This is a genomic window from Sphingorhabdus sp. Alg231-15 (assembly GCF_900149705.1).
Classification (GTDB): domain Bacteria; phylum Pseudomonadota; class Alphaproteobacteria; order Sphingomonadales; family Sphingomonadaceae; genus Parasphingorhabdus.
Map to the genome: position 1 here is coordinate 826,921 of NZ_LT703001.1, position 24,899 is coordinate 851,819.

Genomic DNA, 24,899 nt, shown 5'->3' on the forward strand with positions numbered 1-24,899 from the left:
CTGTTTCTTAGCTGGCTTGTTCTAGTGGCTTGCCGGTCACTGCTTCGGTTATCGAATTTGGCAGTGGCTCTGGTTTCTCGATGCGAGAAAGCAGCGGCAATATGATCAGGAAGTGCGCAAAATAATAGGCACTCGCGAGTTGGCTCAGCATCACGTAAGGCTCTTCAGCCGGCGCACCGCCACAAATGCCGAGTACGACGATGCAGGGGATGAGTCCGAACCAGAAGAACTTCTTGAACCGGGGGCGATAGTCGCCGGACCGCACAGGTGACTTGTCCAGCCATGGCAGGAAGAACCAGACCAATATGGCAGAGAACATCGCCAGCACGCCGAGCAGTTTCGCTGGAACGAACAGGAAGTCGAAGGTAAAGGCCCGCAAAATTGCGTACCATGGCCAGAAATACCATTCCGGAACAATATGCGCCGGTGTCGAAAGCGGGTTAGCAGGAATGTAGTTATCCGCATGGCCCAAAGCGTTCGGCATGAAGAACATCATTCCGGTGAAGAAAATCAACGCCAGGCCAAGGAACCAGCCATCTTTTGCCGTATAGAAGGGATGGAAGGGAACTGTGTCCTGTGGTCCCTTTACATTTACGCCGGTCGGGTTGTTCGATCCCGGGATATGCAGCGCCCAGATATGCATGATAATAACACCAGCAATCACAAATGGCAGCAGATAGTGCAGCGAGAAGAACCTGTTCAGAGCCGCATTATCCGGTGCAAAACCGCCCAATAGCAGTTCCTGAATCGGCTTGCCCACCAGCGGTATGGCCTCAAACAGCCCGGTAATCACTTTCGCGCCCCAGAAGCTCATCTGTCCCCATGGCAGAACATAACCCATGAAAGCGGTCGCCATTGCGAGCAGATAGATAACAACGCCAAGCAGCCAGATCATCTCGCGCGGAGCCTTGTAGGATCCGTAGTAGAGACCGCGGCCAATATGGAGATAGATCGCGATGAAGAAGAAGCTCGCGCCATTGGCATGGGCATAGCGGATCATCCAACCGCTGTTGACGTCGCGCATGATGTGCTCGACCGAGTCAAAAGCGATGTCCGCATTGGCGGCATAGTGCATCGCCAATATAATACCCGTAACAATCTGTACCACCAGAAACACGCCGGCGAGTGAACCGAAGTTCCACATATAGTTCAGATTGCGCGGCGTCGGATAACCCGCGCCGAGGCTGTTATAGATCAAACGGCCAATTGGCAGTCTGTCATCCATCCACTGACCGAATTCGGTGGTTGGTTTATATTGCTGTGCCCAAGGAAAACTCATTATTCTTGCCCCTAGCCGATTTTCACGACGGTATCTGTTAGGAAACTATATTCCGGTACTTCCAAATTGGTCGGTGCAGGCCCTTTGCGGGTCCGACCAGCAGTATCATAGTGCGAGCCATGGCACGGACAGAAATAACCGTCATATTCACCTTTGACTTCACCTTGTGCAGCACCAAGCGGGACACACCCCAAATGAGTGCAAACGCCGAGCGTGATCAGCCAGTTTTCTTTTCCGGGCTGTGTACGGTCTGCCAGAGATTCCGGATCGCGAAGGCCTGAAAGGTCAACTGCATTAGCGGCTTCAATCTCTGAAGCGGTCAGGTTGCGAATAAAAATGGGCTGCTTGCGCCAGCTGGTCTTGATCGCCTGCCCTTCTTCAATTGCCGAGATATCCACTTCAATCGATGATAGCGCCAATACGTCTGCACTGGGATTCATCTGATTCACTAGCGGGAAGACGGTTGCCACAACGCCAACGCCTCCAAAACTCACCGCTGCGATATTGATGAAATCACGACGCCTAACACCGCCAATTTCAGTTTCCGAGACAGCCGAATCACTGGGTTCAACCGCGGTATCAACACTAGCCATGCAAACATGCCCTTACGTTTGTTATGTTCCCTGTCTGCCAGATCGAGGCCGAACCCTCAATATGTTTCATTTGGCAGCTATTGGCGCGCCTGATAGCCGCGAAGACCATGGTTTGCCAACAGTCAATTTTTGATTGACCAAACATAATGAACAACCCCATGCTGAACGCCTTATGAGAGTAGCCCTGTACCAACCCGATATTGCCGGAAATTTAGGAACAATTTTAAGAACATGCGCCTGTCTCGATGTATCGGTTGATATCATCGAACCTTGTGGTTTTCCGTTCAGCGATCGCAGCCTGAAACGGGCAGGAATGGACTATTTTGATCATGTTGATTTTACCCGGCACGTGGATTGGGATGCCTTTCTCGCTTTTGTTGATTCACGATCGACGCGTATCATCCTGCTTACCAGCAAGGCCGAAACCGCATATCACAAATTCACATTCCGACCGGATGACATATTATTATTCGGATCAGAAAGTGCCGGCGTTCCCGTTGATGTGAATCAACGTGCTGACGAACGAATCACCATAAAGATGAAAAATGGCATGCGCTCATTGAACCTTGCCGTTTCTGCAGGCATGGCGCTTGGCGAAGCGCTCAAACAAACAGGACAGTTTTCCAAATGACAGAACAGCCCCCAATTCGCCAAAATGACAACCCGCTGGATGAACAGCAGTTGCGGGCACAGACCTGGTTTGCCGAGTTACGCAACAGTATCTGCGCCGAATTTGAAGCCATCGAATCCGAAGCCGGCAGCGATGCGCATTTTGACTATCTGCCGTGGGATCGCAAAAATCCCGACGGCAGCCCTGGTGGTGGTGGCGTCCGCGGTGTCATCAAAGGCAAGGTTTTTGAGAAAGCGGGTGTCAATATATCGACCGTTGACGGCACGTTCAGCGAGGAGTTCGCTAAGTCCATCCACGGCGCAGCCGACAACCCCCATTTCTTCGCAACCGGCATCAGCCTTGTGGCCCATATGGCAAATCCGCATGTTCCGGCGGTCCATATGAACACACGCTTCCTGTGCACAACCAAGCGCTGGTTCGGCGGTGGCGCGGACCTTAACCCCCCTATTCCCTATGACGAAGATACCTCTGACTTTCACAGCCGGTTGAAGGAGGCCTGTGATGCCCATGATCCGGACTATCATGCCAAATATAAAAAATGGGCGGATGACTATTTCTATATCCCGCACCGGCAAGTGCATCGCGGTGTTGGCGGAATATTCTACGATCATCTGGAACTCGAATCGGACGATGATTTCGACCGGCATTTCGCATTCACGCAGGACGTTGGTCGCGCGTTTGTGGATATCTTCCCGAAACTGGTGCGGCGACGCATGGGCATGCCGTGGACCGAGGACGAGAAAGAAGAACAACTGGTCTGGCGTGGTCGTTATGCCGAGTTCAATCTGGTATATGATCGCGGTACAACCTTCGGTCTGAAAACCGGCGGCAATGTAGATGCTATTTTGATGAGCCTGCCGCCCGAAGCGAAATGGAGCTGATCACGTGACCACGATTGCAATTCCCAACGATAAATTGGCTGTGATCGTTACCTATTTCGAGATGCAACAAAGGCCGTCGGATGCAGAAGAGCCGTCTGATCTCATTTTTTCGGTCTGGGATCGTCCGGATCTGGATGAATATAGAAAGCTATTTCGAAAAATCGGAGATGAATGGCTGTGGTTTGGACGACTATTGATGTCCGACGAGGAACTGCGCTCGATTCTCGATAATGACAAAATTGAGATTGCGAAAATTCAACATGGTGAAGAAATCGTGGGGTTTGTTGAGCTTGATTTTAGTGATCCCGGTGCGTGCGAAATCGTTTATTTCGGACTCGTCCCGGAAATGAACGGCAAAGGTTATGGCCATTCTCTGATGACCGAAACCCTCAAGCGTGCATGGAAAAACAATATCAAACGGGTTTGGCTACACACCTGCACCAACGATTCTCAGCGCGCACCAAGCTTTTACGAGCGGGCTGGCTTTACTGCCTACAAGCGCGAAGTTGACATGCATGACGACCCACGCCTGTCCGGCCATCTGCCGATGGAGGCCGGGCCTCATGTTCCTGTTATCAGCTGAACACTTCGCTCACATCTGATCCCTTGCCGGTCAATTGCATGTAGATTGATGCAATCACGCCGGCGAACAGAACCTGCAAGGCAGTACCACCGAGCGCAGAAACAAGATTGTTGATCAACGGCCATCCTGCGCCGCTCGTTGCCAGCCCTGTTACGACACCTATGATCATTTGTAGTACACCCACCGTAATCGCTCCGATAATCGCAATTATCAAAACCAGCAGCAAGATCGAGAAGCCATTTTTATCGGTGCTTTCCCAGCTCATTTTCAGCGCTTCGATTGGATTTCTTGTTCCGGTATCAGCGATGGTTATCGGCACCAGAATCAGGCGACAAGCAACGTAGAGCCCTGGGACGATGAAGAGCAGCATGCCGGCAAAGGTAACAAGTCCGGTCAAGATATTGGCAAGCAGAAAAAACGGAAAAAGGCGCAATGCCTTGCCCAGATCATCTGCAACGGTGCCGCTATGAGAAGGTGCGATAGTCAGGAAAATAACAAAGCCACCAAAGCTGATGAGCAGATTGGACAATATAACCGCTATCGCATTCTCACTGAAAAATGATGAGTAAGCTGCGGTCATCCCGCCCAAATCTTCGATGCCTTCCAAAACAGGTTGCCCAACAAACTGCGCCATCAACAATGTTGGCAAAAATACAAAAACCCCTGATATTGCAAGTACCGCTTCCTTGTGACCGCGCAATATTGCGATCGCACCGTTCCAGCATTCCATATAGTTGAGCTTCATCGCCTTAACCCTCAGGATTGAATTTCATTGTTCGCACTCTTGCCACCAGCGCGCCAATTGTGCACGGAAATTCTATGACGATCTTGTCCGACATCGAGTGGCGCACCAGCGACAGTAAAATCGCCTATCCGGATGCTGTGGCTGAAATGGAACGCCGCAATGCTGATATTCATGCTGGAGAGGCGCGGGAACTGATCTGGTTTCTGGAGCACCCTCCCCTTTATACCGCAGGCACAAGCTCTGATCCGTCCGAATTGCTAAGCCAGGAGTTTCCGGTTTTTGAAACCGGACGCGGCGGGCGGCATACTTATCACGGCCCTGGTCAACGTGTAGGCTATGTCATGCTCAATCTGAAAAAGCGGCAAGCGGATGTGCGCAATTTCGTTCACGCTCTGGAGGCCTGGGTGATCGCCGCCCTTGCCGAATTTGGTATCGATGCTCGAGCGGTCGACGGCCGGGTGGGCATATGGTGTGATACGCCGGAAGGCGAAGAAGCCAAGATCGGAGCGATCGGCATACGCATCCGCAAATGGGTTACGATGCACGGTTTTTCAGTCAATATTGATCCGGATCTCAGTCATTTTGGCGGCATCGTTCCTTGCGGTATCAGCGAGTATCCCGTGACCAGTTTGAAACAGTTGGGCATTGCGGCAACACTGCATGACTTTGACGAGGCTTTGAAAAAAACTGCGCCGCAATTTTTATCAGCGATTGCCAAATAGACACAAAACAATATGCTCACACGCTATACAGACTGGGAAACACCATGAAAAAAATGATCACAACCTCCACCCTATTGCTAGCCGCGCTGTCGGTTTCAGCATGTTCCGGCGATCCGGAAGCGCCAGAGGCCGAAACCGTCACAGAAACCCGCATGGACGAAGTCGATGTCATCGATGGCACTATCAGCGATGATATGGTGGATGTCGATGCACAGCCCACGGGTGAAGAACTAGCCGAAGACTCCGATGAGTCCACCGAGACATCTGATAATGACTCCGAGGAAGACTCGGAAGAATGATCAGTTAAGCCAGGCCCAATATCTTATGGGTTTGCAGGGATAGTCGCCATTTGGGATGAGCCTGCACAAAGGCAATCGCTTCCTGCAAATTGGCAGCATTGGCCTCTTCGTCCAGACGCGCGTCCATGGGCTGCAACAGGTAATTGGCAAAATCCCAATCCTGCATCGCTTGCCAGTCGCTGTCCGGTTGCGGCCAGACCAGTTTCAACTCGTCACCGGAACGCTGCACTGTTTCGCTACCCGCTTTCGGGCTGATACAAATCCAGTCGATCGAACGCGGCACTGGAAGCGTGCCATTGGACTCAATGGCGATTTCAAATTGAGCAGCGTGAAGCGCATCAATCACGGCCTCATCCACCTGCAACATCGGCTCGCCGCCGGTCAACACGATGAAGCGGGCATCATCGCCCTCACCCCAGACGTCGGTTACTGCGGCAGCCAACGCTGCTGCATCGTCAAAGCGACCGCCACCATCGCCGTCCATGCCGACAAAGTCAGTATCGCAAAACTGGCAGACGGCATCACTGCGGTCTCGTTCCAGACCGGACCATAAATTGCATCCTGTAAAGCGCGTAAACACAGCGCGACGCCCGCTATGTACACCCTCGCCTTGCAGGGTCAGGAACATTTCCTTGACCGCGTAACTCATGGCACCAGTGCATAGCGGGTTGGATCGGCGATGCCCGCTTCCTCAAAACCCTTCTGGCGCAGGCGGCAGCTATCACAAAAGCCGCAGTGCAGATTGGCCTCTGCCGGATCATAGCAAGACCAGCTCAACGCGGGATCGATATCCAGTCGCCGGGCTTCCTTGGCGATATCCGCTTTGGTCATATATTGCAGCGGGGTTTGGATCGTGAAACCACTGCCCTGATCACCAGCCTTTGTGGCAAGGTCGGCCAGTCTCTCGAAGCCCTCGATAAACTCAGGGCGACAATCCGGATATCCGGAGTAATCCAGCGCGTTGACACCAATGAAGATATCCCGGGCATCGCGAGCTTCCGCCAGACCAAGAGTCAGCGACAGAAATATTAAGTTGCGCGCAGGGACGTACGTTACCGGAATATCATTGGTGACACCGGATTTTGGAACATCAATATCGTCGGTCAAAGCAGAACCACCAAAACGACTCAGATCAAGCGGCAGGATGATATGCTCGCTAACCTCCAGTTTGGCTGCAATCTGAACCGCCGACTGCAGTTCGATTTTGTGCCGCTGATTATAATCGATAGTCAGCGCGACAATATCATAGCCCTGCTCGCGCGCTATTGCGGCGGATACCATAGAGTCGAGCCCGCCGGACAGCAGGACAATAGCCTTTTTTTGATTTTGTGACATGCCCGCCCCGCTAATCCTCTTCGCCGCGACAAGCAAGTATTTGAAGGCACCAGGGGCAAAATTAAAAAAAATAGGGCCGCAGCTTCATCGAAGCGCGGCCCAGTTAGGCTCTAGTTCAAGCCAAAAGGGAGGAAGTCATGCCAGAAGCATGATTGTTTTGGTTTAGCAGAAACATGGTAAATATTTGGTTAACGTCCGCGCCAAATAGGCTGGATTTAGCAAGCACCGGTCCTGCGACCTTCGACACTGAACGAAAATGGCGCATTGCCTTCGATCCCTTGAGACTGGATTTGCACCAGTCCGCTGGATTCGCGTTTAATTGTCGTCACCCCATGGTCCGAGCTGCCACATTTGTAGCTGACGCGGACACTATTAGGTGTATCTTGAATGACATAGCGCGAACAATCCGTTTCACGATGTTGAATTTGCAGCAATATTCCTGGATCGCCGAGACAGACTTTCTTTCCAGGTTCAACCGAACCACGGGCTTTGAGCGTCCACTCCCCTTTTTGCAAACCGTCAAGAAGAGCCAGTTCCGGTGCCTGTGCCGGTGCTGAAACAGAGAAAGCCAGAAATGCGGCAGCGGTTGCGCTGATAGACTTTACCAGTGTCGTGCTGTTCATTCCCTGATCCCTTTAGTTTCCAATGATAAGCGGCGCATCCGCTTCATTGTGTAGTTGGCTTAAGAATATGGCGAATATCGCGCCCAATTGCGGCGATTAATTGTATGATTCGGACAGTTTTTGGAAAAAAACCAGAAATACGCGTTCAAGTTCAATTGTTTAAACTAGCACTCGAAATTGTGAATTTCTTACTACAAAATGCACAATCTATCGAAATTGTACCGTCCGCGTCGACCATATCCTCCTTATCTTCTTTCGGGAATCGTGCGATCACATCCCTGATATGGTCTTCATTACACCGGCAACCCTTAACGAGCGGTTTACCGCTCAAAACCCTCACTTCGTCGCTCTCGCTAAACAGGCGCCACAGCAAATCTTCCAGGGGTAAATCGGGATCAACAAGCTCTTCTGGCTGCACGCTACTACCCATCACGGCCACATGCTCCCACTCCGGATGGTTCATCCGAACATGCAAGCGTTCCTTACCTTCCTCGCCATCAGGCAGATGCTGTACCAGCAATCCACCAACCACCGTACGATCATCCTCGATGTCCAGCGCAACACGAATCACGGTGGGAATCTGCTCAGACTGCATGAAGTAGTTCTGCACCGCTTCGGCAAGACTGCCTCCCTCGAGCGGCACAATCCCCTGTGATCGTCCGCGCGGTTCGGGGTGATCAAAGGTGATCGCCAGATAGCCTTTGCCAAATAAGGCCATCAAGCTGGGTTCCAACGGCTGGCTGGCAAGACGCTCGGCATCAAACTGAATATAGCCCCGTATATCACCATCCTTATAATCGCAGGCCAGCAGGCTGATCACGCCGCTTTCGGTCTGGGCCTGTAACGTCAATTGCGCTTCCTCTTCTTTCAGAAGAGCGCCCAGCAACGCTGTCAAACACATGGCTTCAGCCAGCAAGGATCGCATCTGCGGCGGATAGTCATGTGCGGACAATATATCGTCGAGCACAGGCCCCAGTCTCACGGCCCTCCCTCGACAATGTTTCGCGGGGATGGAGAATGAAAGGTTCTTGTCGATCAATGTCGGCAAATTTGGACTTTCAACCATCAGATTTGTCCAAAGGCCCAGCGCAGAACTGATTTTTGGGCATGGATACGATTTTCCGCCTCATCCCAGACCAGTGACTGGGGGCCATCAATAACGGATGGCATAACCTCTTCTCCGCGATGAGCGGGAAGGCAGTGCAGGAATACGGCATCGGACTTTGCCTGCTCCATAATCACATCATTGACCTGAAACGGCATCATCGCATCCATTTTCGCATCGGCATGCGCTTGTCCCATGGATACCCAGGTGTCAGCAACAATGACGTCAGCACCGGCAACAGCTTCCAAGGCGTCGCGGTAGATCGTAACTTTCGCTCCAGCCGCTTGCGCTTCGGCAATGAAGTCATGATCGGGATCATAGCCTTCGGGACAGCCAATGCGCACGTTAAACTTCATCAAGCCGGCCGCTTCGACGATACTATTGAGGACATTATTGCCGTCGCCGAGCCATGCAACCTCAAGCCCGGGCAATGGCTTCCCGTGCTCGATCAGCGTGAGTAGATCAGCGACGATCTGGCAGGGATGAGACAGATCGGTCAGACCATTTATCACTGGCACGCTAGCATTGCCCGCCAGTTCTTCAATCTTGGCATGATCGTCAGTCCGGATCATCACGGCGTCACACATGCGTGACAGGACCTTAGCGGTATCGGCAACCGTCTCACCGCGCCCCAACTGCATCGAGCCGCTGTCCATAACAATACTCGTGCCACCCAATTGGCGGATCGCAATATCAAAGGATACCCGAGTCCTGGTGCTACTCTTCTCAAAAATCATGGCCAGGACGTGATCCGCAAGCGGCGCATCTGCGTCTGTCTTGCCCTTGGGCCAGCCTTTACGTGCATTCTTTCGATCCAGCGCATCGCTCAGCATAGCCGCAATGGCATCACCGCCCGCATCGGACAGGTTCAGAAAATGCCGCGTCATGAGTCCGCTGCCTGATAGTCAGCCGCGCCAGCTGAAAGTTTTTCAATGAAAGTCGCGATATGGCTCTCGTCAATGTTGAGCGGTGGCAATATCCGCAATGTATTGTCGCCCGCTGCGACCGTCAGCAAACCATGATTGTCGCGCAAATGAGCCACAAGAGGTCGGGATTCTTGGGTCATCGTGATACCGAGCATCAGACCATGTCCCCGTACACCCGTGAACAGAGCGGGATAGTTCCCGATAAACTGTTCGATCGCCGCGCGCAGCTTTCCACCAATGTCTCGCACATGTTCAAGAAACTCGTCATTCGCGACTACATCCCAGACTGCATTGCCCGCAGCCATTGCCAACGGATTGCCTCCATAGGTTGAGCCATGGGTGCCGGGAACCATGCCGCGCGCGGCTTCTTCTATTGCCAGACAGGCGCCGAATGGAAAACCGCCGCCAATACCTTTGGCGCTGGCCATGATGTCAGGCTTTATGTCGTAAAGCTCATGCGCATATAGCGCGCCCGTCCGCGCAACGCCGCACTGCACTTCATCGAGAAGCAACAATATGCCATGTTGGTCCGCCAAGGCACGAAGACCCTTCATGAAGGCTTCGGATGCCGGACGAATGCCGCCCTCGCCTTGAATCGGTTCGACCAGAAATGCCGCGGTCTTCGGACCTATCGCCGCTTCGGCGCCTTCCAGATCATCAAAGTCCACATATTTGAAGCCGGCAAGCAGGGGAGAAAAACCATGATGCATCTTCTCTTGATTGGATGCGGAGATGGTCGCCATCGTCCGACCGTGAAACGCATTTTTGAAGGTGATAATCTCAAACCGGTCGCTGCCCTGAGATTGGTGATAGACTCGCGCTGTCTTGATCGCACATTCCACCGCTTCCGCGCCGCTGTTAGTGAAGAATACCGTGTCGGCAAAAGTTGTATCGACCAGCCGTTGAGCAAGCTTTTCACCCTGCGGGCTACCATAGAGGTTTGACACATGCATGAGTGTCGCCGCCTGTTCCTGTATCGCCTTGGTCAGATGCGGATGGCCATGGCCCAAAAGGTTCACGGCGATGCCCGTAGCAAAATCAAGAGCACGGCTGCCATCTTCGGAAATCAGCCAAGCGCCTTCGCCTCGCACAGGACGAAAACCACACCGAGGATAGACGGGCATGAGCGGGGTAATCGTCATCATTATTTCCTTTATTTTTGCGCCATAGATAAAATAGAAAAGGCGACCCGATTGGCCGCCTTCTTTAAGCAAGCCTCTTATATGCATGAACAGGATAACGGTCAATCATTGCAAAATACCAGATGCGATCGCCGCCCCTTTTGATTAATCGATTGAAGCAATCAAACATAGTGCTTTAATTGATTTAGCGCGATGGCCAATCTGTATTATAAGCAGGTCAGAATCTAATGAATTAAACCCCAAAAATTTTACAAGGAGAGATCCCAATGGATATGAAAACACCCGGAGCCAAAATAGAAGGCTGCCCGATGGGCTTTGATGGCGGGGTGCGTGAGCTACTCGGTCGACAAAATCGTGACTGGTGGCCCAATCAGATACCGGTCGATATCTTGACCCAGGGCGGCACCTCCCCTGACCCGATGGGCAAAGACTTCAACTATGCCGAAGCATTCAAGTCGATTGATTATCAGGGCCTGAAAAATGATCTGACCGCACTGATGACCGATAGCCAGTCCTGGTGGCCGGCAGACTATGGACATTATGGTCCCTTCTTCATCCGGATGGCATGGCATGCTGCTGGCACCTATCGTACGGCTGACGGCCGTGGCGGTGCAGGCGAAGGACAGCAGCGTTTTGCGCCGCTCAATTCCTGGCCCGATAACGGCAATCTCGACAAAGCACGTCGTTTGCTTTGGCCGGTCAAGCAGAAATATGGCGAGAAAATCAGCTGGGCTGACTTGTTCATCCTCGCTGGCAATGTGGCCATCGAATCAATGGGCGGCCCGGTCTTCGGATTTGGCGGCGGCCGTGCTGACACTTTCGAGCCTCAGCGCGACATTTACTGGGGCAACGAAGACAAGATGGTCAATGAAGGCGTTCAAACCCGCATTGATCCCGACCAAGACCTGCTTCTGGAAAATCCACTTGCGGCGATTCAAATGGGACTGATCTATGTGAATCCAGAAGGCCCGGGCGGAGTTTCCGATCCTGCTCTGTCTGCTCGCGATATGCGTGAAACCTTTGCCCGTATGGCGATGAACGACGAAGAAACCGTCGCATTGACCGCCGGCGGCCACGCGTTCGGTAAAGCGCATGGCGCTGGTGATGCCGGCCTTGTTGGTGTTGAACCAGAAGGCGGCGATATCACGGCTCAGGGCTTTGGCTGGCTCAGCACTCATGGAAGTGGCGTAGGCGGCGATGCCATCACGTCCGGTCTGGAAGGTAGCTGGTCCTCCACCCCAACCCAGTGGAATGGCAATTATTTCCGTTTGCTGCTCGACTATGAATATGAGTTGGTGAAGAGCCCAGCTGGTGCCCAGCAATGGCAGCCGATCGACCAGAAGGAAGAAGATATGGCGCCACATGCCGCCGATCCTTCCAAGAAGGTTCCAACCATGATGACCACTGCCGACATGGCGCTCAAGGTCGATCCAGAATATCGCAAGGTTTCGGAACGTTTCCGCAATGATCAGGCGGCATTGGATGACGCCTTTGCACGCGCTTGGTTCAAACTGTGCCACCGCGACATGGGTCCAAAAGCTCGCTATCACGGTCCGGAAGTCCCTGCCGAAGATTTGATCTGGCAAGACCCCATTCCAGCTGGCCAGAGCATCAGCGACAGCGATGTTGCGGGCTTGAAAACAGCTATATTGGACAGCGGTCTGACGGTTAGCGAACTGGTCAAAGCGGCCTGGGCTTCGGCATCCACCTATCGTGGCTCAGACCATCGCGGTGGTGCCAATGGTGCCCGCGTTCGTCTGGCTCCGCAAAAAGACTGGGCAGCCAATGATCCGGCTGAGCTTGGCAAGGTGATTTCCAAACTGGAAGAGATTAAAGGCGATAGCAATATCAGCATTGCCGACCTGATCGTTCTGGGCGGAACTGCTGCAGTTGAGAAAGCAGCGAAGGATGCTGGCTTCAATGTCGACGTGCCGTTTGCAAGCGGACGCGGCGATGCCACGGACGAAATGACCGATGGCGAGAGCTTTGACCCGCTTGAGCCCAAAGCAGATGCATTCCGTAATTATCTCTCTGCCAAACATAGCGTTCCGACAGAAGAGTTGATGCTGGACCGTGCGTCTCTGCTGAACCTCAGTGCGCCGGAAATGACCGTATTGGTTGGCGGCCTGCGGGCGCTTGGTGCCAATAGCGGCAACAGCACGCACGGTGTCTTGACGGATCGTCCTGGTCAATTGACCAATGACTTTTTCGTCAACATGCTCGACATGAACACCGTTTGGGAAGCTGTGGATGGCAGTAACGAAGAAGAGTTTGTCGGCAAGGATCGGAGCAGCGGTGAACAACGCTGGACCGGAACCCGCGCTGACCTCGTCTTCGGATCAAACTCCCAGCTGCGCGCTCTTGCCGAAGTATATGCAGAAAGCGGTCATGAAGAGAAGTTTGTTCAAGACTTCGTCGCGGCCTGGACCAAGGTCATGAACGCAGATCGTTTTGATATCGCGTAAACAGATCTAGAATCTAAGAATGAAAAGACGGCTCGCTGGGAAACCGGCGGGCCGTTTTGCTATCAAAGCTTGGCCTTTGAAGCTTCCCAATTCTGTCCGTCAAATTTTGCGATATTCGGCTGTAAATCATGCCCTGCATCCAGGCAGTTATAATTGACGCTATAGCTTTCAGGGTGGGAACGCGGTTGGTAGAAGCTCTTTATCCCGCAATGGCTACAGAATAAATGATCGGCCTGACCGCTGCCAAATTTATAACTGGTCAGGTCATCCTCGCCTTTCAGCAAATTGAATTGATCATGCGGTATGAAAAGGTGCAGATAACCTGTGCGCGCGCATATCGAGCAATTGCAATCCAGCATCTCCGGCTCCGGATCGGCCTTGGCAGTGAATCGAACCGCCCCGCAATGACATCCGCCCGCAACTTCGATCACGACCTTACCTCGGTGGAATGAATATCAATCCGGTTTTCCAGCGTCCGGTGAACCGGGCATTTATCAGCAATTTCAAGCAACTTCTGGCGCTGCTCTTCCGATAAATCTCCTGTGATGGTTATAGCGCGGTCGATCACATCAATCCGGTTGTCATCATTGCTGCAGGTGGTGCAATCATCGACATGTTCACGGCTGTGCTCCAGCTCAATATGCACGCCTTCGAGCGGAATGCCTTTCCGATCTGCATACATTTTCATGGTCATGGACGTGCAGGTCCCCAACGCGGCGAGCAGCAGGTCATAGGGCGATGGCCCACTATCCTCTCCACCGAAAAAAACGGGCTCGTCCGCAAGAAAAACATGTTTGCCAACACGGACGGTCTGCTGAAATTTACCGCTCGCCGTTTCGACGGTAACGAGGGATGGATTGGTAGCCATATTTTACTCCACAGTTACCGATTTCGCGAGATTGCGAGGTTGATCAACATCCGTACCTTTTGCCACCGCCACATGATAGGCAAGCAATTGGACCGGCACAGCATAAACCAGCGGTGCGATAAGCGGATGAACCTTCGGCATTTCGATAGTCGCCATACAGCCCTCGCCGGCTTCGGCCAAACCGGCTGCATCGGAAATCAATACCACCTTGCCGCCACGCGCCATCACTTCCTGCATGTTGCTGACCGTCTTTTCGAACAGCGGCCCAGATGGCGCCAGCACGATGACTGGCACCGCTTCGTCAATAAGCGCAATGGGGCCATGCTTCATCTCGCCTGACGCATAGCCCTCAGCATGAATATAGCTTATTTCTTTGAGTTTCAGTGCGCCCTCCAGTGCCAGCGGATAATCCGGGCCACGCCCCAGATAGAGCACGTCTCGTGCCGGCGCGATAAGATGGGCCATATCGGATATGTCTTCATCATGGGCCAGAGCGGCATTCAGCGCAGCCGGAGCTTCCGTGAGATGCTCAACAACTTCATGCTCTTCATCACGCGACATTTTGCCCTTCACTACAGCGAGATGCGCAGCGAGCGCGGCCAGAACGGCCAACTGGCAGGAAAACGCCTTGGTCGAAGCCACGCCGATCTCAGGGCCCGCATGGGTTGGCAGCAACAGATCTGCCTCGCGTGCCATGGAACTGGTCGGAACATTGACCACAACCGCGATTTTCTGGCCCTGCTCCTTGCTATGGCGCAGCGCGGCAAGCGTATCTGCAGTCTCGCCAGATTGTGAGATGAACAATGCCAGTCCGCCCGGCTCCAGCACCGGATCGCGGTAACGAAATTCCGATGCCACATCGAGGTCCACAGGAACCCGCGCAAAGGTTTCGAACCAATATTTGGCAACCATCCCGGCATAATAACTTGTGCCGCAAGCGACTATGGTAATCCGTTTGATATCCTTGAGATCAAAATCCATCTGCGGCAGCGCGACTTGCTGTTCGAGTGGCCGGATGTAGCTTTGCAGAGTTTGCGCCACCACCGTTGGCTGCTCGAAAATCTCTTTCTGCATATAGTGGCGATATTGTCCCTTTTCGATGGTCGCTGCCGAGACGCCAGAGGTCGTCACTTCGCGCTCCACCGGATTGTTGGCGCTGTCAAAAATCTGTGCGCCTTCTTTGTTGATGACAACCCAGTCGCCTTCCTCAAGATAAGCGATTTTCTGGGTCAGTGGTGCCAAAGCCAGCGCGTCCGATCCCAAATAGGTCTCGCCCTCACCATATCCGACCACCAGCGGCGAACCGAGTCGCGCACCGATCAGCAGATCCGGATTCGACTTGAAAGCAATGGCCAGCGCAAAAGCTCCGCGCAGCTGCGGCAATACCGCCTGCACTGCTTCCTGTGGAGATTTACCTGCCTCGACTTGCTCACTGACCAAATGCGCAACCACTTCGGTATCGGTTTCGCTTTCAAAACTGCGTCCCCTCGCCGACAGTTCTTCTCGCAGCGGTTTGAAATTCTCGATAATGCCATTGTGGACCAGCGCCACTTCGCCGGTGGCGTGCGGATGCGCATTACTCGTCGTCGGTGCACCATGAGTGGCCCAGCGGGTATGGGCAATGCCGATCATTCCCGGTGCATCGTCCTTCTTCAGCACCTCAACCAGATTGATCAGCTTCCCTTCAGCGCGGCGGCGAATGAGCCGGCCGTTGTCGACCGTACACACACCGGCGCTGTCATAGCCGCGATATTCCATCCGCTTGAGACCATCGACCAGGCGATCCGAGACGGCATCCTTGCCAACAATTCCGATAATTCCGCACATATATCTGAGGCTTTCTTCTTAGAGAGTATAGGGAACGCGAATACCCGGCATTTCCGCCGGAAAGTCGCGAGTATTACGTGTGATCAAGATGCGCCCGGTGAGCTGGGCCGATGCGAGAATGACGGCATCCATGGCTTTCAGCCGTCGCCGGTCACTGCGCAGCAGTGCTGCCCGCCGACCGATTTCCTCATTCACCTCGATAATGTTGAAAAAGGACAGAAAGTCTTCCGCCCGGTCGCCGTCATCCGGCAGCGCGCGGGTCAATATCTCGACCCAGGTCAGGCGGCTGATATAACGCCGGTCATAGCGTTTCAGCTCGACATTGGCCCGGCCAACATCATTCAGCGCATCAAACAAGATGTTGCTATCAAAAACCGCTTCGTTCACGAGGCGTCCTTCTTGCGATAGCGCTCGGCCTCACGATCGTCATCGGCATCAAACAGATCGGGAAATTCCTTACGCACATCCCAGTAATCGGGATCCCAAGGCCGGGTCCATGACGCTCGCTCGCGCCGCTGCCACGCCACCGGATCGCCAACCTCCCGGCGTTCACGCCACATGCCGAAATATTTCTCAATCCCCTGCTTCGACGCATCCGCCCGAAACGCCGCCACCGCATCACGCAACAATTGCGCCCGCGACGTGCCCTGTGCCGCCGCCTGGGCGTCGAGCCACTGGACATCTTCTTCGGATAGATCAGCAAGTATGCGAGTCATGATATGGTGATATCATATCATGATATCATGTCAATTATAAATTGCCACGCCGGCCTAGCATTGGTTGTACTTCTCGGGCTAAATCATCCTCAATATAGGTGAGCAAATGCAACTGTTCGTCGTCCAGATCAAATTTATGTACAACGATTTCGAACCCTCCCGTCAAGCGACTTGCCCAACACTTCAAGTGTAATGAATATGTACTCTTGGCACCGAATCCGAGATGCCCTTTGAGTCGCTCAAAAGTATTTCGAGACGTACCAACATAGAAGCAATCGCTGGGACTGTCTGAATTCAACTTGTTTCTTCTGGGATATGCCAGTCCATCTAACTTGGTTTCTTTAGCGTGATCTATTGCGTCCAGAAACTTCTCGCGACCATCCATTGAATCCAGATGGAATGAGTAAATGGACTGAAAATTTTTCGATAGGTCATCTTTGAACTTTTTGGAAATAGGATCGAAATCATTAACATTCAACTCTGTGAACTTGAACCTAAACTCCAATCTTTCCAGTGAAGCAATCTGCGACAGATCGTCAGACAGCTTAGTGAGATAACGTGCGGCGTTTTTCCCATCAATGCCCTCGCGTTGAGTCACTTCCCCGCCTTCTTCTTCGCGCTCACCGCATTGAACCGGTCCGCCCAGCCTTTTTTCGCGGTTTGCTCGGCCCGGACCAGCGCAAGATCGCCAGCATCTACATCCTTGGTCAGAGCCGCTCCTGCGCCGACTATTGCGCCATCGCCAATGGTCACGGGCGCAACCAGTGCGCTGTTTGACCCAATGAACGCGCCCTTGCCGATCTTGGTCTTATATTTGAAATAGCCGTCATAATTGCAGGTGATCGTGCCAGCGCCGATATTGGCGCCCTCACCCACTTCGGCGTCACCCAGATACGTCAAGTGATTGGCCTTGGCGCCCTTACCCAGAACTGCCTTTTTCATCTCGACGAAATTGCCAATTTTTGAACCTTCCTCGAGCACCGCTCCGGGGCGTAGTCTCGCAAACGGCCCGACATTGGTGTGTGCGCCAATGGATGCGCCCTCGATATGGCTATGGCCATAGATTCGCGCGCCGATGGCTACGGATACGCCCGGACCAAAAATCACATTTGGTTCTATCACTACATCTGAGGAAAGATTCGTATCATGCGCAAACCAAACGGTTTCTGGCGCTATCAGACTCACTCCATCCGCCATCGCCTGCGCCCGCCGACGCTGCTGCCACTCGCCTTCGACCGAGGCCAGTTCCGCGCGGCTATTTACGCCCGCAACCTCGGCTGGATCATCCACTTCAATGACGGCACTGGCCTGGCCCGACAGCATCACAATATCCGGCAGATAATATTCACCCGCCGCATTGTCATTGCCGATCTGGTCGAGCAGGATGAACAGGTCAGTCGCCCGCGCGGCCATCAATCCGCTATTGCACAGGTTGACCGCGCGCTCAGCCTCGTCAGCATCCTTAAATTCGACCATTTTTTCGATTTCGCCCTGGTCGCTGGCAATGATCCGGCCATAAGCACCGGCGTCATCTGGACGAAAACCCAGCACTACCGCGCGTGGATCGGTGCCGTCGTTCAGCCGCGCGATCATCGCCTGCATCGTGTCAGCGCTGACCATCGGTACATCGCCGTAGAGTATCAACACATCGCCAGCGAAACCTTTCAGCGCCTCATGCGCCTGCGCCACGGCATGGCCTGTACCAAGCTGGTCTTCCTGAACCGCGATCGCGACATTACGCCCCTCGACGCTTGCTTCAATCTGCTCACGCCGCGCACCGACCACGACAACGGTACGCTCCACGCCTATCGAATCGACCGTATCGAGCAAATGATGGAGCATCGGCTTGCCGGCAATCGGATGCAGCACCTTGTGCGTTTCCGATTTCATCCGTGTGCCTTGTCCGGCCGCTAATATAATGGCTGCTAAAGGACGGTCACTCATGCCAAAAACTCCGAATATCCTGTTCCAAACGCTGAATTTCCGCCCCATGCCATGATGCGGTTGCTTATGCCAGCAAGATCGGTTCTATGCAGGGACTATGACAGAAATTTCTTTCGATATCATTGGCTTTGATCTGGATGGTACCTTGCTGGATACCAGCATGGAACTCGCGGCTTCGCTCAATCACGCTCTCGACAGCGCGAACCGGCCACAAGTGGACGAACAATCCATCCGCTCGCTGGTCGGCATGGGCGCGCGTCACATGCTGGAAATGGCGCTGGAGCAATCAGGCGGCAGCGACAAAGATCTGGTCAAAAGCCTGATGCCTGTCCTGATCGATCATTATGAGGCTAATCTGGGCAATAATGCGCCCGCTTTTGCCGGATTGATTGATGCGATGGATGTGCTGCAGGATCAGGATGTTAAACTGGCGGTGGTGACGAATAAATTCGAAAGCCTCGCGGTGAAGCTACTGACCAATGTCGGCATGATAGATCGCTTCGTCACCGTCATTGGCGGCGATACGATGGGCAAAGGCCGCAGCAAGCCTAAGCGGGACCCGATTGACGAGATGATCCGGCGCTGCGGCGGGATAGTCGAGCAAACACCAGCAGCTTTTATCGGCGACAGTATTTTCGACATTAAAGCCGCGCAAAATGCGGGCATCGCGAATGTCGCGGTCAGTTTCGGCTTTTTGAATCAACCGGTTGAAGAGTTAGGCGCTGACGCAATTATCGATCATTATGACGAGCTGGTTCCAACCTTGGCCGCACTCAGCCGTTAACGGTCAGCCCTTGCGCCACTTGGTCCACAAATGGCGGGCCAGCATCAACGGTGGCATGCGCAGCCAATGGGACCGGATATAGAAAGCTTGCCGTGTGAGCTTTCGGGTTTCCCGCCCCCAACCATCGCGCGCCAATAGGCGCCGGACATACAGATAATCGGTGAATTTCTTTTGGCCCGCACGATATTCTTGGGCTGGCGTGTCATAAAGACGAACAGCCAGGCGCAACGCCCGCGCCAGATGCGGCTCCAGCTGATGCAATCTCGCACGCACGCCTAGCTCGGTCCAGAATTCCTCATCCGCATCGGCAAATTGCCGGATGAGCCTGTCGATATCCCAAAGATTACGTAATCCCCCGGCCAGATCACCATCTGCAAATAGATGAGCGACACTGTGCAACAGTATGTCCGCAGGAGCCATCACATAAAGCCCGGATTCCAGCTCGATCGCTGCATCGAGCATTGCTTGAGGATTCGGCGTCGGGTTCGCGGTCAGAGGCAAGGTCGTGTGATGGACATCGATCATCCGGTCGCGGTCGCGGTGAATCAACGGTGGCAGCTCATGCATATGCTCACGATAATATTGGTCATCATAAGGGTCCGGCTTAACCCACTCCCATCCCGCGTCCAGCAATTCTGCTTCAACAGCGGGCAGCGCATCCCGCGCGACCATGATATCAAGATCACCGATGCTTCGACCAATCCCCGCATCAAGATCCGCAGCAACATAGGCGGTGCCTTTCATCAGCACGGCTTTGCCGCTTAACGGCGCAAGAGCCCGGCGCGCGCAATCCGCCTCCCAAAGCGCTTGTTGTCTCGCGAGATCAGTGGCTTGAATCGCATCTTTCAGAATGGGCCTGACTTGCTCCGGCACTGCGATACTCGCCAGACGATGGGCCAGACTGCCGATCAACGACTCTGCGCGGGCAATGCTAATCAGATCCGTCCATCCAGCACCGTCAAGCGAGAGAACCGTCTCCGGCTCGCGCAAGGCGTCAACCAATGGCTGGGCATTGCGCATCATGGGAGCTTGCTCCACAGACTATCGATGAGTTCTTCGGCTTGGTCACTCGATTGATAATCCATGGCCTTGGTTGGAACGGTATCAACAAAGTGGGTCAGCGCCTGAAAGCCTGTTTCTCCGAGAGCGACATAGTTGGTTGATGCCTGGGTTAACCGCACAAATATTTCGCTCTTACCCATATCGCGCAGAGCAGGATCATGTCCAAAGCGCGGAAACAGAAGCAAAGCAGGTTTGGCCGTGTCCGCCGTCCGCTTCACCGCATCCAGCGGTGGGATAATGTGACGGATATCCCCTTTCGGCGTCCCTTTCATCAGGGGGCCGAAGCGATTGTCCGGCACAACCGCTTGCATGGTGGCAATTGCCTCGTTTTTGAGGCTGATCAGTCGCGGAAAGCTATGCACCATGCCGGTGTCCGGATTAAGCAACGCAAATTCATCCCCCATGAATCGCCAGCCTTTTTCCGCCAGCATGGCAGAAAGTGTAGACTTTCCCGAACCGGACAGGCCAGTCATCAGCAATGCCCTACCATCCTTCTCGACACTGCTGGCATGCAGCAAAAGATGCCGTCGCCAGCCCAGTGCCATTTGCAAGTTCATGCCCATTTCCGCAGCCAGCAGACTTTGATCAAGTGGCAAGGGAGCAGCATCAGGGAGCCAAAAATCGCCGGAAATATGAACCGAAGGTCGGAAATAGCGCCGCCAGGGCTTTTCAGGCTCCAACCGCACGGTGAAATCTGCGTAACCGTCCTGCGAAGCTGGGTAGTCCTGATAGAGAGCTGCCAACTGATCGAGCGGCCGCCGCCAGCTCGAGACCAGCCGATATCGTGTCGGCCCGACAGTCAGATAAAGCTGATGCATGCGCGCCACCGAGCCTAAACCTTGTCCACAAGACCAAGCGAACACAGTTCGACAAGCCTTGCCAGCACGATATCAGCGGTGTCACCACTATCCTCCAGATCATAGCTATCGGACAGTCTGCCTGCGATATCGACGGCCGTCAGGGAATGTTCTCCCATAACGGCTAATATCGCCGGCACGGGATCAGCTACGATATGAGTGATCCCTGACGATTTCTGAAAAACCAGCGTCATACTGTCCAGCGGATGCTGGATCAGCCCTTCAGAGGCTGCGGCGCGATAAAGCTGGCTCATTGGCGGTTACACTATCCCTGATCACGGCAATTCGTTCGAAAAAGCCATTAGCATGAATATGTTAATAAGCATTGGCTTTGAAGCCAAAAATCAGCGCAAAACTATCGCGGCATCTGCAGAGATGCGTAGCAGGTAAAGCCGCTTTGCCCGGACTGGAGACGCCGAATATAGTTCACATAGGCTTTGGACTGATCGTAAGATGTGCCGGGAAGAGACCGGCCATTCATCGCCCGCTTCACTTCTTCCCCGGTAAAATTCCGGCCTGCAGGCGGAAAAGCTCCAGGCGTGTCGGGAGATACAATTTTTCCGTCCGGACCAATATATCCGCCAGCAGCGTGATTTCCGGGAACCGGAATTTCGCAGTTTAGCACCGAACCAGCGGTCTGCGCCAAAGCAGGCTTGATGCTGACGACCGCAGAAGCCGTCACAGCCCCCATCATCAGCGCACGGCGGCGGGTGACAATCGCAGCATTCTCAGAATCATCAGTTGGTGCTGATGATCTACCATTCTGATTTAGACTGTCTGTCATAACGTAATAATTTCCTCTGAATGTCGCCCTTAGAGCGAAAATCGTTTAATTGCGAGTAAACAGTCGCGCGTGCAGACTGTCGTCCATAATCGGGACAAACCGGCCAAATTTCTTAACGGCACAAAGACGGTGAACTGATCAAAACGATATAATCGGGTACAAAACAGACATTGCCATTGCTGTTTTTGCGAAAACCCGCCTAAACATAGCCACCGAATTTCATCGCAACGGCCAATATGAACACAATTTCTCCCTTTCGCCTGATTTTTGCGATTCTTCTGATCATTGGAGGAGCGGTTCTTGCTGCACAAACATCGGCAGCGTTGATGAAAATTATCATCATGTCGGCCTTTGGCGTTGTTTCTCTGGCGATTATAGCGCTGGAAGACCACGCACCGGCGCAGCCGGACCTCAGTGCGTTGGAGCGCCAGAAAAAGCGGATATTATATCAAGGCAGAGCCGAAGCTTACCAGGATGTGATAGATCCGATCACGGATCCGATACTGCTCATCCGCAATGCGAAAGTGGCGGTGGCCAATCCGGCGGCACGAAATTTTCTCGGCGATCATATTATCGGTGAAGACGTTCGGGTTGCCATCCGTCATCCGGCAGCCGCGGATCGGTTAGCGAACCCCAATGCCGAGCATAGCGGCGAACCAATTTTGCTGGTCGGCGTCGGCAGCGCGGATCAACGTTGGGAATTGCGCATTCACGCCTTGGGTGATGGTTTGAAACTGGTCCAGCTTTCCGACCAAAGCAGTCGCTACGCCGCAGAACGCATGCGCACTGATTTTGTTGCCAATGCAAGCCATGAATTACGTACACCGCTGGCGGCGATAAAGGGCTTTATTGAAACCCTGGAAAACCCGGAAGCTGGCAAAGACGAGGACACACGCGCCCGTTTTCTGACCATCATGTATCAGGAAGCCGATCGCATGCAGCGCCTGGTCGAAGACCTGATGTCTTTGTCGCGCATCGAAGCGGAAAAATACCAACTGCCCTCGGAACCGGTTGATCTGACGGAACTGGTGGCAGAGGTAAAATCCGTTTTCCTCAACGGTCGCAATAAAAAGGATGATAATTTTGTTGTGTCAGCGCCCGACAACTTGCCGATGGTTCAGGGCGATCATGCACAATTGTCTCAGCTGCTCCACAATCTGGTGAGCAACGCTTATAAGTATGGACGGCGTGGCGGGATCGTAACGGTTTCGGTCAAACCCAATCGCACCGGTTCCATGCTGCGACTTTCAGTCACCGATCAGGGGGACGGCATCGCAGCAGAACATATTCCCCGGCTTACCGAACGCTTCTACCGGGTTGATAAGGGGCGCAGCAAATCAATAGGTGGGACCGGATTGGGCCTAGCGATTGTCAAACATATAACAGAGCGCCATGGCGGCAGGATGGAAGTAGCCAGCGAGCAAGGAATCGGCACGACGGTCACGATTTTTCTGCCGGTGATCAAATCATCCAACGATCCCGATGCCGCATCCGTAACATATCTGTCATAAATCTGTAACCAATAGGACACTGCCCACTTTTAAACGGTGCCCATCCGGTCAGAAATCACAACCGATTCTTGACCAAATATATCAACACTCCAAAGAAAACGGGGACAGCATAATGTTTAAGAAAATCGCTCTATTAGCGGTATCAACACTCGCCTTGGCAGCATGTCAGGATCAAGCTTCCGGCGGACAAGGTGGTACACGCAGTGAAGTTCGGATTGTCGGTTCATCAACTGTTTTCCCATTTGCCAAAGCGGTTGCTGAACAATTTAGCGCGGGTGGTGCAAATACCTCACCAATTCTGGAATCAACCGGAACTGGCGGCGGAATGAAGCTATTCTGTGCAGGCGTAGGCGCCAACACACCCGACATTGCCAATGCATCCAGGCGGATGAAGGCTTCCGAATTCGAAATGTGCGCAGAAAATGGCGTTACCGACGTTGTTGAGGTTCAGATCGGCATTGATGGTATCGCGATTGCCCAAGCCAACGAAGGTCCAGCGATCAAGCTGACGCCAACGCAGATTTACGAAGCCATTGCCGAACGCCCATTTGGCAAAAAGAATGAGACGAAGAACTGGTCGGATATCGATCCTTCGCTCCCCAATATCACAATCAGTGTCTATGGCCCCCCATCGACGTCAGGCACGCGAGATGCGTTGACCGAATTGATCATGGAAGTGGGTTGTAAAACCGACGCCACGACCAAGGCGCTGAAAGACACAAATGAAGACGAATATGACGCTATCTGCCACGATGTCCGGGCCGATGGTGCTTATATTGATGCCGGCGAAAACGACAATCTGATCGTTCAAAAACTGAAAGCCAATCCAAATAGTCTCGGAATCTTTGGATATAGCTTCCTTGAGGAAAACACCGACTCCGTTCGCGGCGTTGCGGTGTCCGATGTCGAGCCTGCTTATGAAGCAATCGCATCAGGCGAATATCCAGGTGCTCGCCCGCTTTATATTTACGCCAAGAAACAACATGTTGGCGTAATCCCTGGTCTTCAGGAATATCTTACGGAATTTGTCAACGCAGGTGGATCAGATGGCTATCTGATTGAGGCCGGCCTGATTGCTTCGCCGGATGATATTCGTACACAAATGGCTGATACTGCAAAAAATCTACCAACTTTGACCGGCGCTGAACTGAAGTAATTGTTAATCGTGGTGCGGGGTACTAGGACGGTGCCTCGCACTGCGCTTCTGCATATTCCGA

29 protein-coding genes are annotated in these 24,899 nt (G+C 53.3%); 9 read left to right on the forward strand and 20 right to left on the reverse strand.

Annotated features, from left to right (window positions below; all coding sequences use genetic code 11):
- Positions 1 to 7 precede the first annotated feature (7 nt).
- Together DG177_RS03935 and petA are read right to left on the reverse strand one after the other, a co-directional pair.
- Entirely contained in the window at positions 8 to 1,279 is a 1,272-nt protein-coding gene (locus DG177_RS03935; RefSeq protein WP_108810307.1) for a cytochrome b N-terminal domain-containing protein, read from the reverse strand.
- Positions 1,280 to 1,290: 11 nt separating this feature from the next.
- A complete protein-coding gene (gene petA, locus DG177_RS03940) occupies positions 1,291 to 1,872 on the reverse strand; it encodes a ubiquinol-cytochrome c reductase iron-sulfur subunit (RefSeq protein ID WP_108810308.1) in 582 nt (193 codons plus the stop codon).
- A gap of 172 nt (positions 1,873 to 2,044) precedes the next feature.
- On the opposite strand from petA, the gene DG177_RS03945 reads away from it, so the two are divergent.
- From DG177_RS03945 to DG177_RS03955, 3 genes are read left to right on the forward strand one after another with little or no spacing between them, the layout of a single operon-like run.
- Positions 2,045 to 2,503 (forward strand): TrmH family RNA methyltransferase, encoded by a 459-nt coding sequence (locus DG177_RS03945; RefSeq protein ID WP_108810309.1) that lies wholly within the window; start codon positions 2,045 to 2,047, stop codon positions 2,501 to 2,503.
- On the forward strand, positions 2,500 to 3,384 hold the full coding sequence (gene hemF, locus DG177_RS03950; RefSeq protein WP_108810310.1) for an oxygen-dependent coproporphyrinogen oxidase: 885 nt from the start codon (positions 2,500 to 2,502) through the stop codon (positions 3,382 to 3,384). The genes DG177_RS03945 and hemF overlap by 4 nt, the downstream gene beginning before the upstream one ends.
- Positions 3,385 to 3,388: 4 nt before the next feature.
- Complete coding sequence (locus DG177_RS03955) at positions 3,389 to 3,967, forward strand: GNAT family N-acetyltransferase (protein WP_108810311.1); 579 nt, start codon at positions 3,389 to 3,391, stop codon at positions 3,965 to 3,967.
- On the opposite strand, the gene DG177_RS03960 is transcribed toward DG177_RS03955, so the two are convergent.
- Positions 3,960 to 4,712, reverse strand: coding sequence for a glycerophosphoryl diester phosphodiesterase membrane domain-containing protein (locus tag DG177_RS03960; RefSeq protein ID WP_108810312.1), 753 nt, complete (start codon positions 4,710 to 4,712; stop codon positions 3,960 to 3,962). The genes DG177_RS03955 and DG177_RS03960 overlap by 8 nt on opposite strands.
- A gap of 74 nt (positions 4,713 to 4,786) precedes the next feature.
- On the opposite strand from DG177_RS03960, the gene lipB reads away from it, so the two are divergent.
- Together lipB and DG177_RS03970 are read left to right on the forward strand one after the other, a co-directional pair.
- Positions 4,787 to 5,434, forward strand: coding sequence for a lipoyl(octanoyl) transferase LipB (gene lipB, locus DG177_RS03965; protein WP_108810313.1), 648 nt, complete (start codon positions 4,787 to 4,789; stop codon positions 5,432 to 5,434).
- Positions 5,435 to 5,478: 44 nt separating this feature from the next.
- Entirely contained in the window at positions 5,479 to 5,733 is a 255-nt protein-coding gene (locus tag DG177_RS03970) for a hypothetical protein (protein ID WP_108810314.1), read from the forward strand.
- Positions 5,734 to 5,737: 4 nt separating this feature from the next.
- Here the strand turns inward: DG177_RS03970 and queE are convergent, their stop codons facing one another.
- From queE to DG177_RS04000, 6 genes are all read right to left on the reverse strand, one after another.
- Positions 5,738 to 6,382, reverse strand: a complete 645-nt coding sequence (queE, locus tag DG177_RS03975; RefSeq protein ID WP_108810315.1) for a 7-carboxy-7-deazaguanine synthase — start codon at positions 6,380 to 6,382, stop codon at positions 5,738 to 5,740.
- Positions 6,379 to 7,068 carry a 7-cyano-7-deazaguanine synthase QueC gene (queC, locus tag DG177_RS03980; protein ID WP_108810316.1) on the reverse strand — a complete coding sequence of 230 codons (690 nt, stop codon included), beginning with the start codon at positions 7,066 to 7,068 and terminating at the stop codon, positions 6,379 to 6,381. Before queC ends, queE begins: the two co-directional genes overlap by 4 nt.
- 215 nt (positions 7,069 to 7,283) lie before the next feature.
- Entirely contained in the window at positions 7,284 to 7,691 is a 408-nt protein-coding gene (locus DG177_RS03985; protein WP_108810317.1) for a hypothetical protein, read from the reverse strand.
- Positions 7,692 to 7,842: 151 nt separating this feature from the next.
- Positions 7,843 to 8,757, reverse strand: coding sequence for an Hsp33 family molecular chaperone HslO (gene hslO / locus DG177_RS03990; RefSeq protein WP_108810318.1), 915 nt, complete (start codon positions 8,755 to 8,757; stop codon positions 7,843 to 7,845).
- Positions 8,757 to 9,683, reverse strand: a complete 927-nt coding sequence (gene argF / locus DG177_RS03995; protein WP_108810319.1) for an ornithine carbamoyltransferase — start codon at positions 9,681 to 9,683, stop codon at positions 8,757 to 8,759. The genes hslO and argF overlap by 1 nt, the downstream gene beginning before the upstream one ends.
- Positions 9,680 to 10,864 (reverse strand): acetylornithine transaminase, encoded by a 1,185-nt coding sequence (locus DG177_RS04000; RefSeq protein ID WP_108812754.1) that lies wholly within the window; start codon positions 10,862 to 10,864, stop codon positions 9,680 to 9,682. The genes argF and DG177_RS04000 overlap by 4 nt, the downstream gene beginning before the upstream one ends.
- Positions 10,865 to 11,130: 266 nt before the next feature.
- On the opposite strand from DG177_RS04000, the gene katG reads away from it, so the two are divergent.
- Positions 11,131 to 13,329 (forward strand): catalase/peroxidase HPI, encoded by a 2,199-nt coding sequence (gene katG, locus DG177_RS04005; RefSeq protein WP_108810320.1) that lies wholly within the window; start codon positions 11,131 to 11,133, stop codon positions 13,327 to 13,329.
- A gap of 62 nt (positions 13,330 to 13,391) precedes the next feature.
- Here katG and DG177_RS04010 read toward each other — a convergent pair whose 3' ends face one another.
- From DG177_RS04010 to glmU, 7 genes are read right to left on the reverse strand one after another with little or no spacing between them, the layout of a single operon-like run.
- Positions 13,392 to 13,760 carry a GFA family protein gene (locus tag DG177_RS04010; RefSeq protein WP_337658490.1) on the reverse strand — a complete coding sequence of 123 codons (369 nt, stop codon included), beginning with the start codon at positions 13,758 to 13,760 and terminating at the stop codon, positions 13,392 to 13,394.
- Positions 13,757 to 14,197 (reverse strand): OsmC family protein, encoded by a 441-nt coding sequence (locus DG177_RS04015; RefSeq protein ID WP_108810321.1) that lies wholly within the window; start codon positions 14,195 to 14,197, stop codon positions 13,757 to 13,759. Before DG177_RS04015 ends, DG177_RS04010 begins: the two co-directional genes overlap by 4 nt.
- A gap of 3 nt (positions 14,198 to 14,200) precedes the next feature.
- Entirely contained in the window at positions 14,201 to 16,024 is a 1,824-nt protein-coding gene (gene glmS / locus DG177_RS04020) for a glutamine--fructose-6-phosphate transaminase (isomerizing) (RefSeq protein ID WP_108810322.1), read from the reverse strand.
- 18 nt (positions 16,025 to 16,042) lie between these two features.
- Entirely contained in the window at positions 16,043 to 16,411 is a 369-nt protein-coding gene (locus DG177_RS04025) for a PIN domain-containing protein (protein ID WP_108810323.1), read from the reverse strand.
- On the reverse strand, positions 16,408 to 16,740 hold the full coding sequence (locus tag DG177_RS04030) for a CopG family transcriptional regulator (RefSeq protein WP_108810324.1): 333 nt from the start codon (positions 16,738 to 16,740) through the stop codon (positions 16,408 to 16,410). Before DG177_RS04030 ends, DG177_RS04025 begins: the two co-directional genes overlap by 4 nt.
- A gap of 34 nt (positions 16,741 to 16,774) precedes the next feature.
- Entirely contained in the window at positions 16,775 to 17,338 is a 564-nt protein-coding gene (locus DG177_RS04035; protein ID WP_108810325.1) for a hypothetical protein, read from the reverse strand.
- The gene (gene glmU / locus DG177_RS04040; protein ID WP_108810326.1) at positions 17,335 to 18,684 is read right to left on the reverse strand and encodes a bifunctional UDP-N-acetylglucosamine diphosphorylase/glucosamine-1-phosphate N-acetyltransferase GlmU; all 1,350 of its coding nucleotides are present in this window, start codon (positions 18,682 to 18,684) and stop codon (positions 17,335 to 17,337) included. Before glmU ends, DG177_RS04035 begins: the two co-directional genes overlap by 4 nt.
- Before the next feature lie 97 nt (positions 18,685 to 18,781).
- Between glmU and DG177_RS04045 the strand changes: the two genes are divergently transcribed.
- A complete protein-coding gene (locus DG177_RS04045) occupies positions 18,782 to 19,468 on the forward strand; it encodes an HAD hydrolase-like protein (RefSeq protein ID WP_108810327.1) in 687 nt (228 codons plus the stop codon).
- Between the two features lie 3 nt (positions 19,469 to 19,471).
- Here the strand turns inward: DG177_RS04045 and DG177_RS04050 are convergent, their stop codons facing one another.
- From DG177_RS04050 to DG177_RS04065, 4 genes are all read right to left on the reverse strand, one after another.
- Positions 19,472 to 20,488 carry a nucleotidyltransferase family protein gene (locus tag DG177_RS04050; protein ID WP_108812756.1) on the reverse strand — a complete coding sequence of 339 codons (1,017 nt, stop codon included), beginning with the start codon at positions 20,486 to 20,488 and terminating at the stop codon, positions 19,472 to 19,474.
- Positions 20,488 to 21,348: an HprK-related kinase A gene (locus tag DG177_RS04055; RefSeq protein WP_108810328.1), complete on the reverse strand. Its 861-nt coding sequence runs from the start codon at positions 21,346 to 21,348 to the stop codon at positions 20,488 to 20,490. Before DG177_RS04055 ends, DG177_RS04050 begins: the two co-directional genes overlap by 1 nt.
- A 14-nt stretch (positions 21,349 to 21,362) precedes the next feature.
- The gene (locus DG177_RS04060; RefSeq protein ID WP_108810329.1) at positions 21,363 to 21,641 is read right to left on the reverse strand and encodes an HPr-rel-A system PqqD family peptide chaperone; all 279 of its coding nucleotides are present in this window, start codon (positions 21,639 to 21,641) and stop codon (positions 21,363 to 21,365) included.
- A gap of 101 nt (positions 21,642 to 21,742) precedes the next feature.
- Positions 21,743 to 22,081 (reverse strand): hypothetical protein, encoded by a 339-nt coding sequence (locus DG177_RS04065; protein WP_254054454.1) that lies wholly within the window; start codon positions 22,079 to 22,081, stop codon positions 21,743 to 21,745.
- A 326-nt stretch (positions 22,082 to 22,407) separates the two neighbouring features.
- On the opposite strand from DG177_RS04065, the gene DG177_RS04070 reads away from it, so the two are divergent.
- Entirely contained in the window at positions 22,408 to 23,682 is a 1,275-nt protein-coding gene (locus DG177_RS04070; RefSeq protein ID WP_108810331.1) for an ATP-binding protein, read from the forward strand.
- A gap of 112 nt (positions 23,683 to 23,794) precedes the next feature.
- Positions 23,795 to 24,838 carry a substrate-binding domain-containing protein gene (locus tag DG177_RS04075; protein WP_108810332.1) on the forward strand — a complete coding sequence of 348 codons (1,044 nt, stop codon included), beginning with the start codon at positions 23,795 to 23,797 and terminating at the stop codon, positions 24,836 to 24,838.
- The last annotated feature ends 61 nt before the right edge of the window (positions 24,839 to 24,899 follow it).

Excerpts from the sequence above, each read along its gene's own strand:
- DG177_RS03935 (WP_108810307.1), bottom strand. The coding sequence starts at position 1,279 with ATGAGTTTTCCTTGGGCACAGCAATATAAACCAACCACCGAATTCGGT.
- petA (WP_108810308.1), bottom strand. The coding sequence starts at position 1,872 with ATGGCTAGTGTTGATACCGCGGTTGAACCCAGTGATTCGGCTGTCTCG.
- DG177_RS03945 (WP_108810309.1), top strand. The coding sequence starts at position 2,045 with ATGAGAGTAGCCCTGTACCAACCCGATATTGCCGGAAATTTAGGAACA.
- hemF (WP_108810310.1), top strand. The coding sequence starts at position 2,500 with ATGACAGAACAGCCCCCAATTCGCCAAAATGACAACCCGCTGGATGAA.
- DG177_RS03960 (WP_108810312.1), bottom strand. The coding sequence starts at position 4,712 with ATGAAGCTCAACTATATGGAATGCTGGAACGGTGCGATCGCAATATTG.
- lipB (WP_108810313.1), top strand. The coding sequence starts at position 4,787 with ATGACGATCTTGTCCGACATCGAGTGGCGCACCAGCGACAGTAAAATC.
- DG177_RS03970 (WP_108810314.1), top strand. The coding sequence starts at position 5,479 with ATGAAAAAAATGATCACAACCTCCACCCTATTGCTAGCCGCGCTGTCG.
- queE (WP_108810315.1), bottom strand. The coding sequence starts at position 6,382 with ATGAGTTACGCGGTCAAGGAAATGTTCCTGACCCTGCAAGGCGAGGGT.
- queC (WP_108810316.1), bottom strand. The coding sequence starts at position 7,068 with ATGTCACAAAATCAAAAAAAGGCTATTGTCCTGCTGTCCGGCGGGCTC.
- DG177_RS03985 (WP_108810317.1), bottom strand. The coding sequence starts at position 7,691 with ATGAACAGCACGACACTGGTAAAGTCTATCAGCGCAACCGCTGCCGCA.
- hslO (WP_108810318.1), bottom strand. The coding sequence starts at position 8,757 with ATGGTTGAAAGTCCAAATTTGCCGACATTGATCGACAAGAACCTTTCA.
- argF (WP_108810319.1), bottom strand. The coding sequence starts at position 9,683 with ATGACGCGGCATTTTCTGAACCTGTCCGATGCGGGCGGTGATGCCATT.
- DG177_RS04000 (WP_108812754.1), bottom strand. The coding sequence starts at position 10,864 with ATGACGATTACCCCGCTCATGCCCGTCTATCCTCGGTGTGGTTTTCGT.
- katG (WP_108810320.1), top strand. The coding sequence starts at position 11,131 with ATGGATATGAAAACACCCGGAGCCAAAATAGAAGGCTGCCCGATGGGC.
- DG177_RS04015 (WP_108810321.1), bottom strand. The coding sequence starts at position 14,197 with ATGGCTACCAATCCATCCCTCGTTACCGTCGAAACGGCGAGCGGTAAA.
- glmS (WP_108810322.1), bottom strand. The coding sequence starts at position 16,024 with ATGTGCGGAATTATCGGAATTGTTGGCAAGGATGCCGTCTCGGATCGC.
- DG177_RS04030 (WP_108810324.1), bottom strand. The coding sequence starts at position 16,740 with ATGACTCGCATACTTGCTGATCTATCCGAAGAAGATGTCCAGTGGCTC.
- glmU (WP_108810326.1), bottom strand. The coding sequence starts at position 18,684 with ATGAGTGACCGTCCTTTAGCAGCCATTATATTAGCGGCCGGACAAGGC.
- DG177_RS04045 (WP_108810327.1), top strand. The coding sequence starts at position 18,782 with ATGACAGAAATTTCTTTCGATATCATTGGCTTTGATCTGGATGGTACC.
- DG177_RS04050 (WP_108812756.1), bottom strand. The coding sequence starts at position 20,488 with ATGCGCAATGCCCAGCCATTGGTTGACGCCTTGCGCGAGCCGGAGACG.
- DG177_RS04055 (WP_108810328.1), bottom strand. The coding sequence starts at position 21,348 with ATGCATCAGCTTTATCTGACTGTCGGGCCGACACGATATCGGCTGGTC.
- DG177_RS04060 (WP_108810329.1), bottom strand. The coding sequence starts at position 21,641 with ATGAGCCAGCTTTATCGCGCCGCAGCCTCTGAAGGGCTGATCCAGCAT.
- DG177_RS04065 (WP_254054454.1), bottom strand. The coding sequence starts at position 22,081 with ATGATGGGGGCTGTGACGGCTTCTGCGGTCGTCAGCATCAAGCCTGCT.
- DG177_RS04070 (WP_108810331.1), top strand. The coding sequence starts at position 22,408 with ATGAACACAATTTCTCCCTTTCGCCTGATTTTTGCGATTCTTCTGATC.
- DG177_RS04075 (WP_108810332.1), top strand. The coding sequence starts at position 23,795 with ATGTTTAAGAAAATCGCTCTATTAGCGGTATCAACACTCGCCTTGGCA.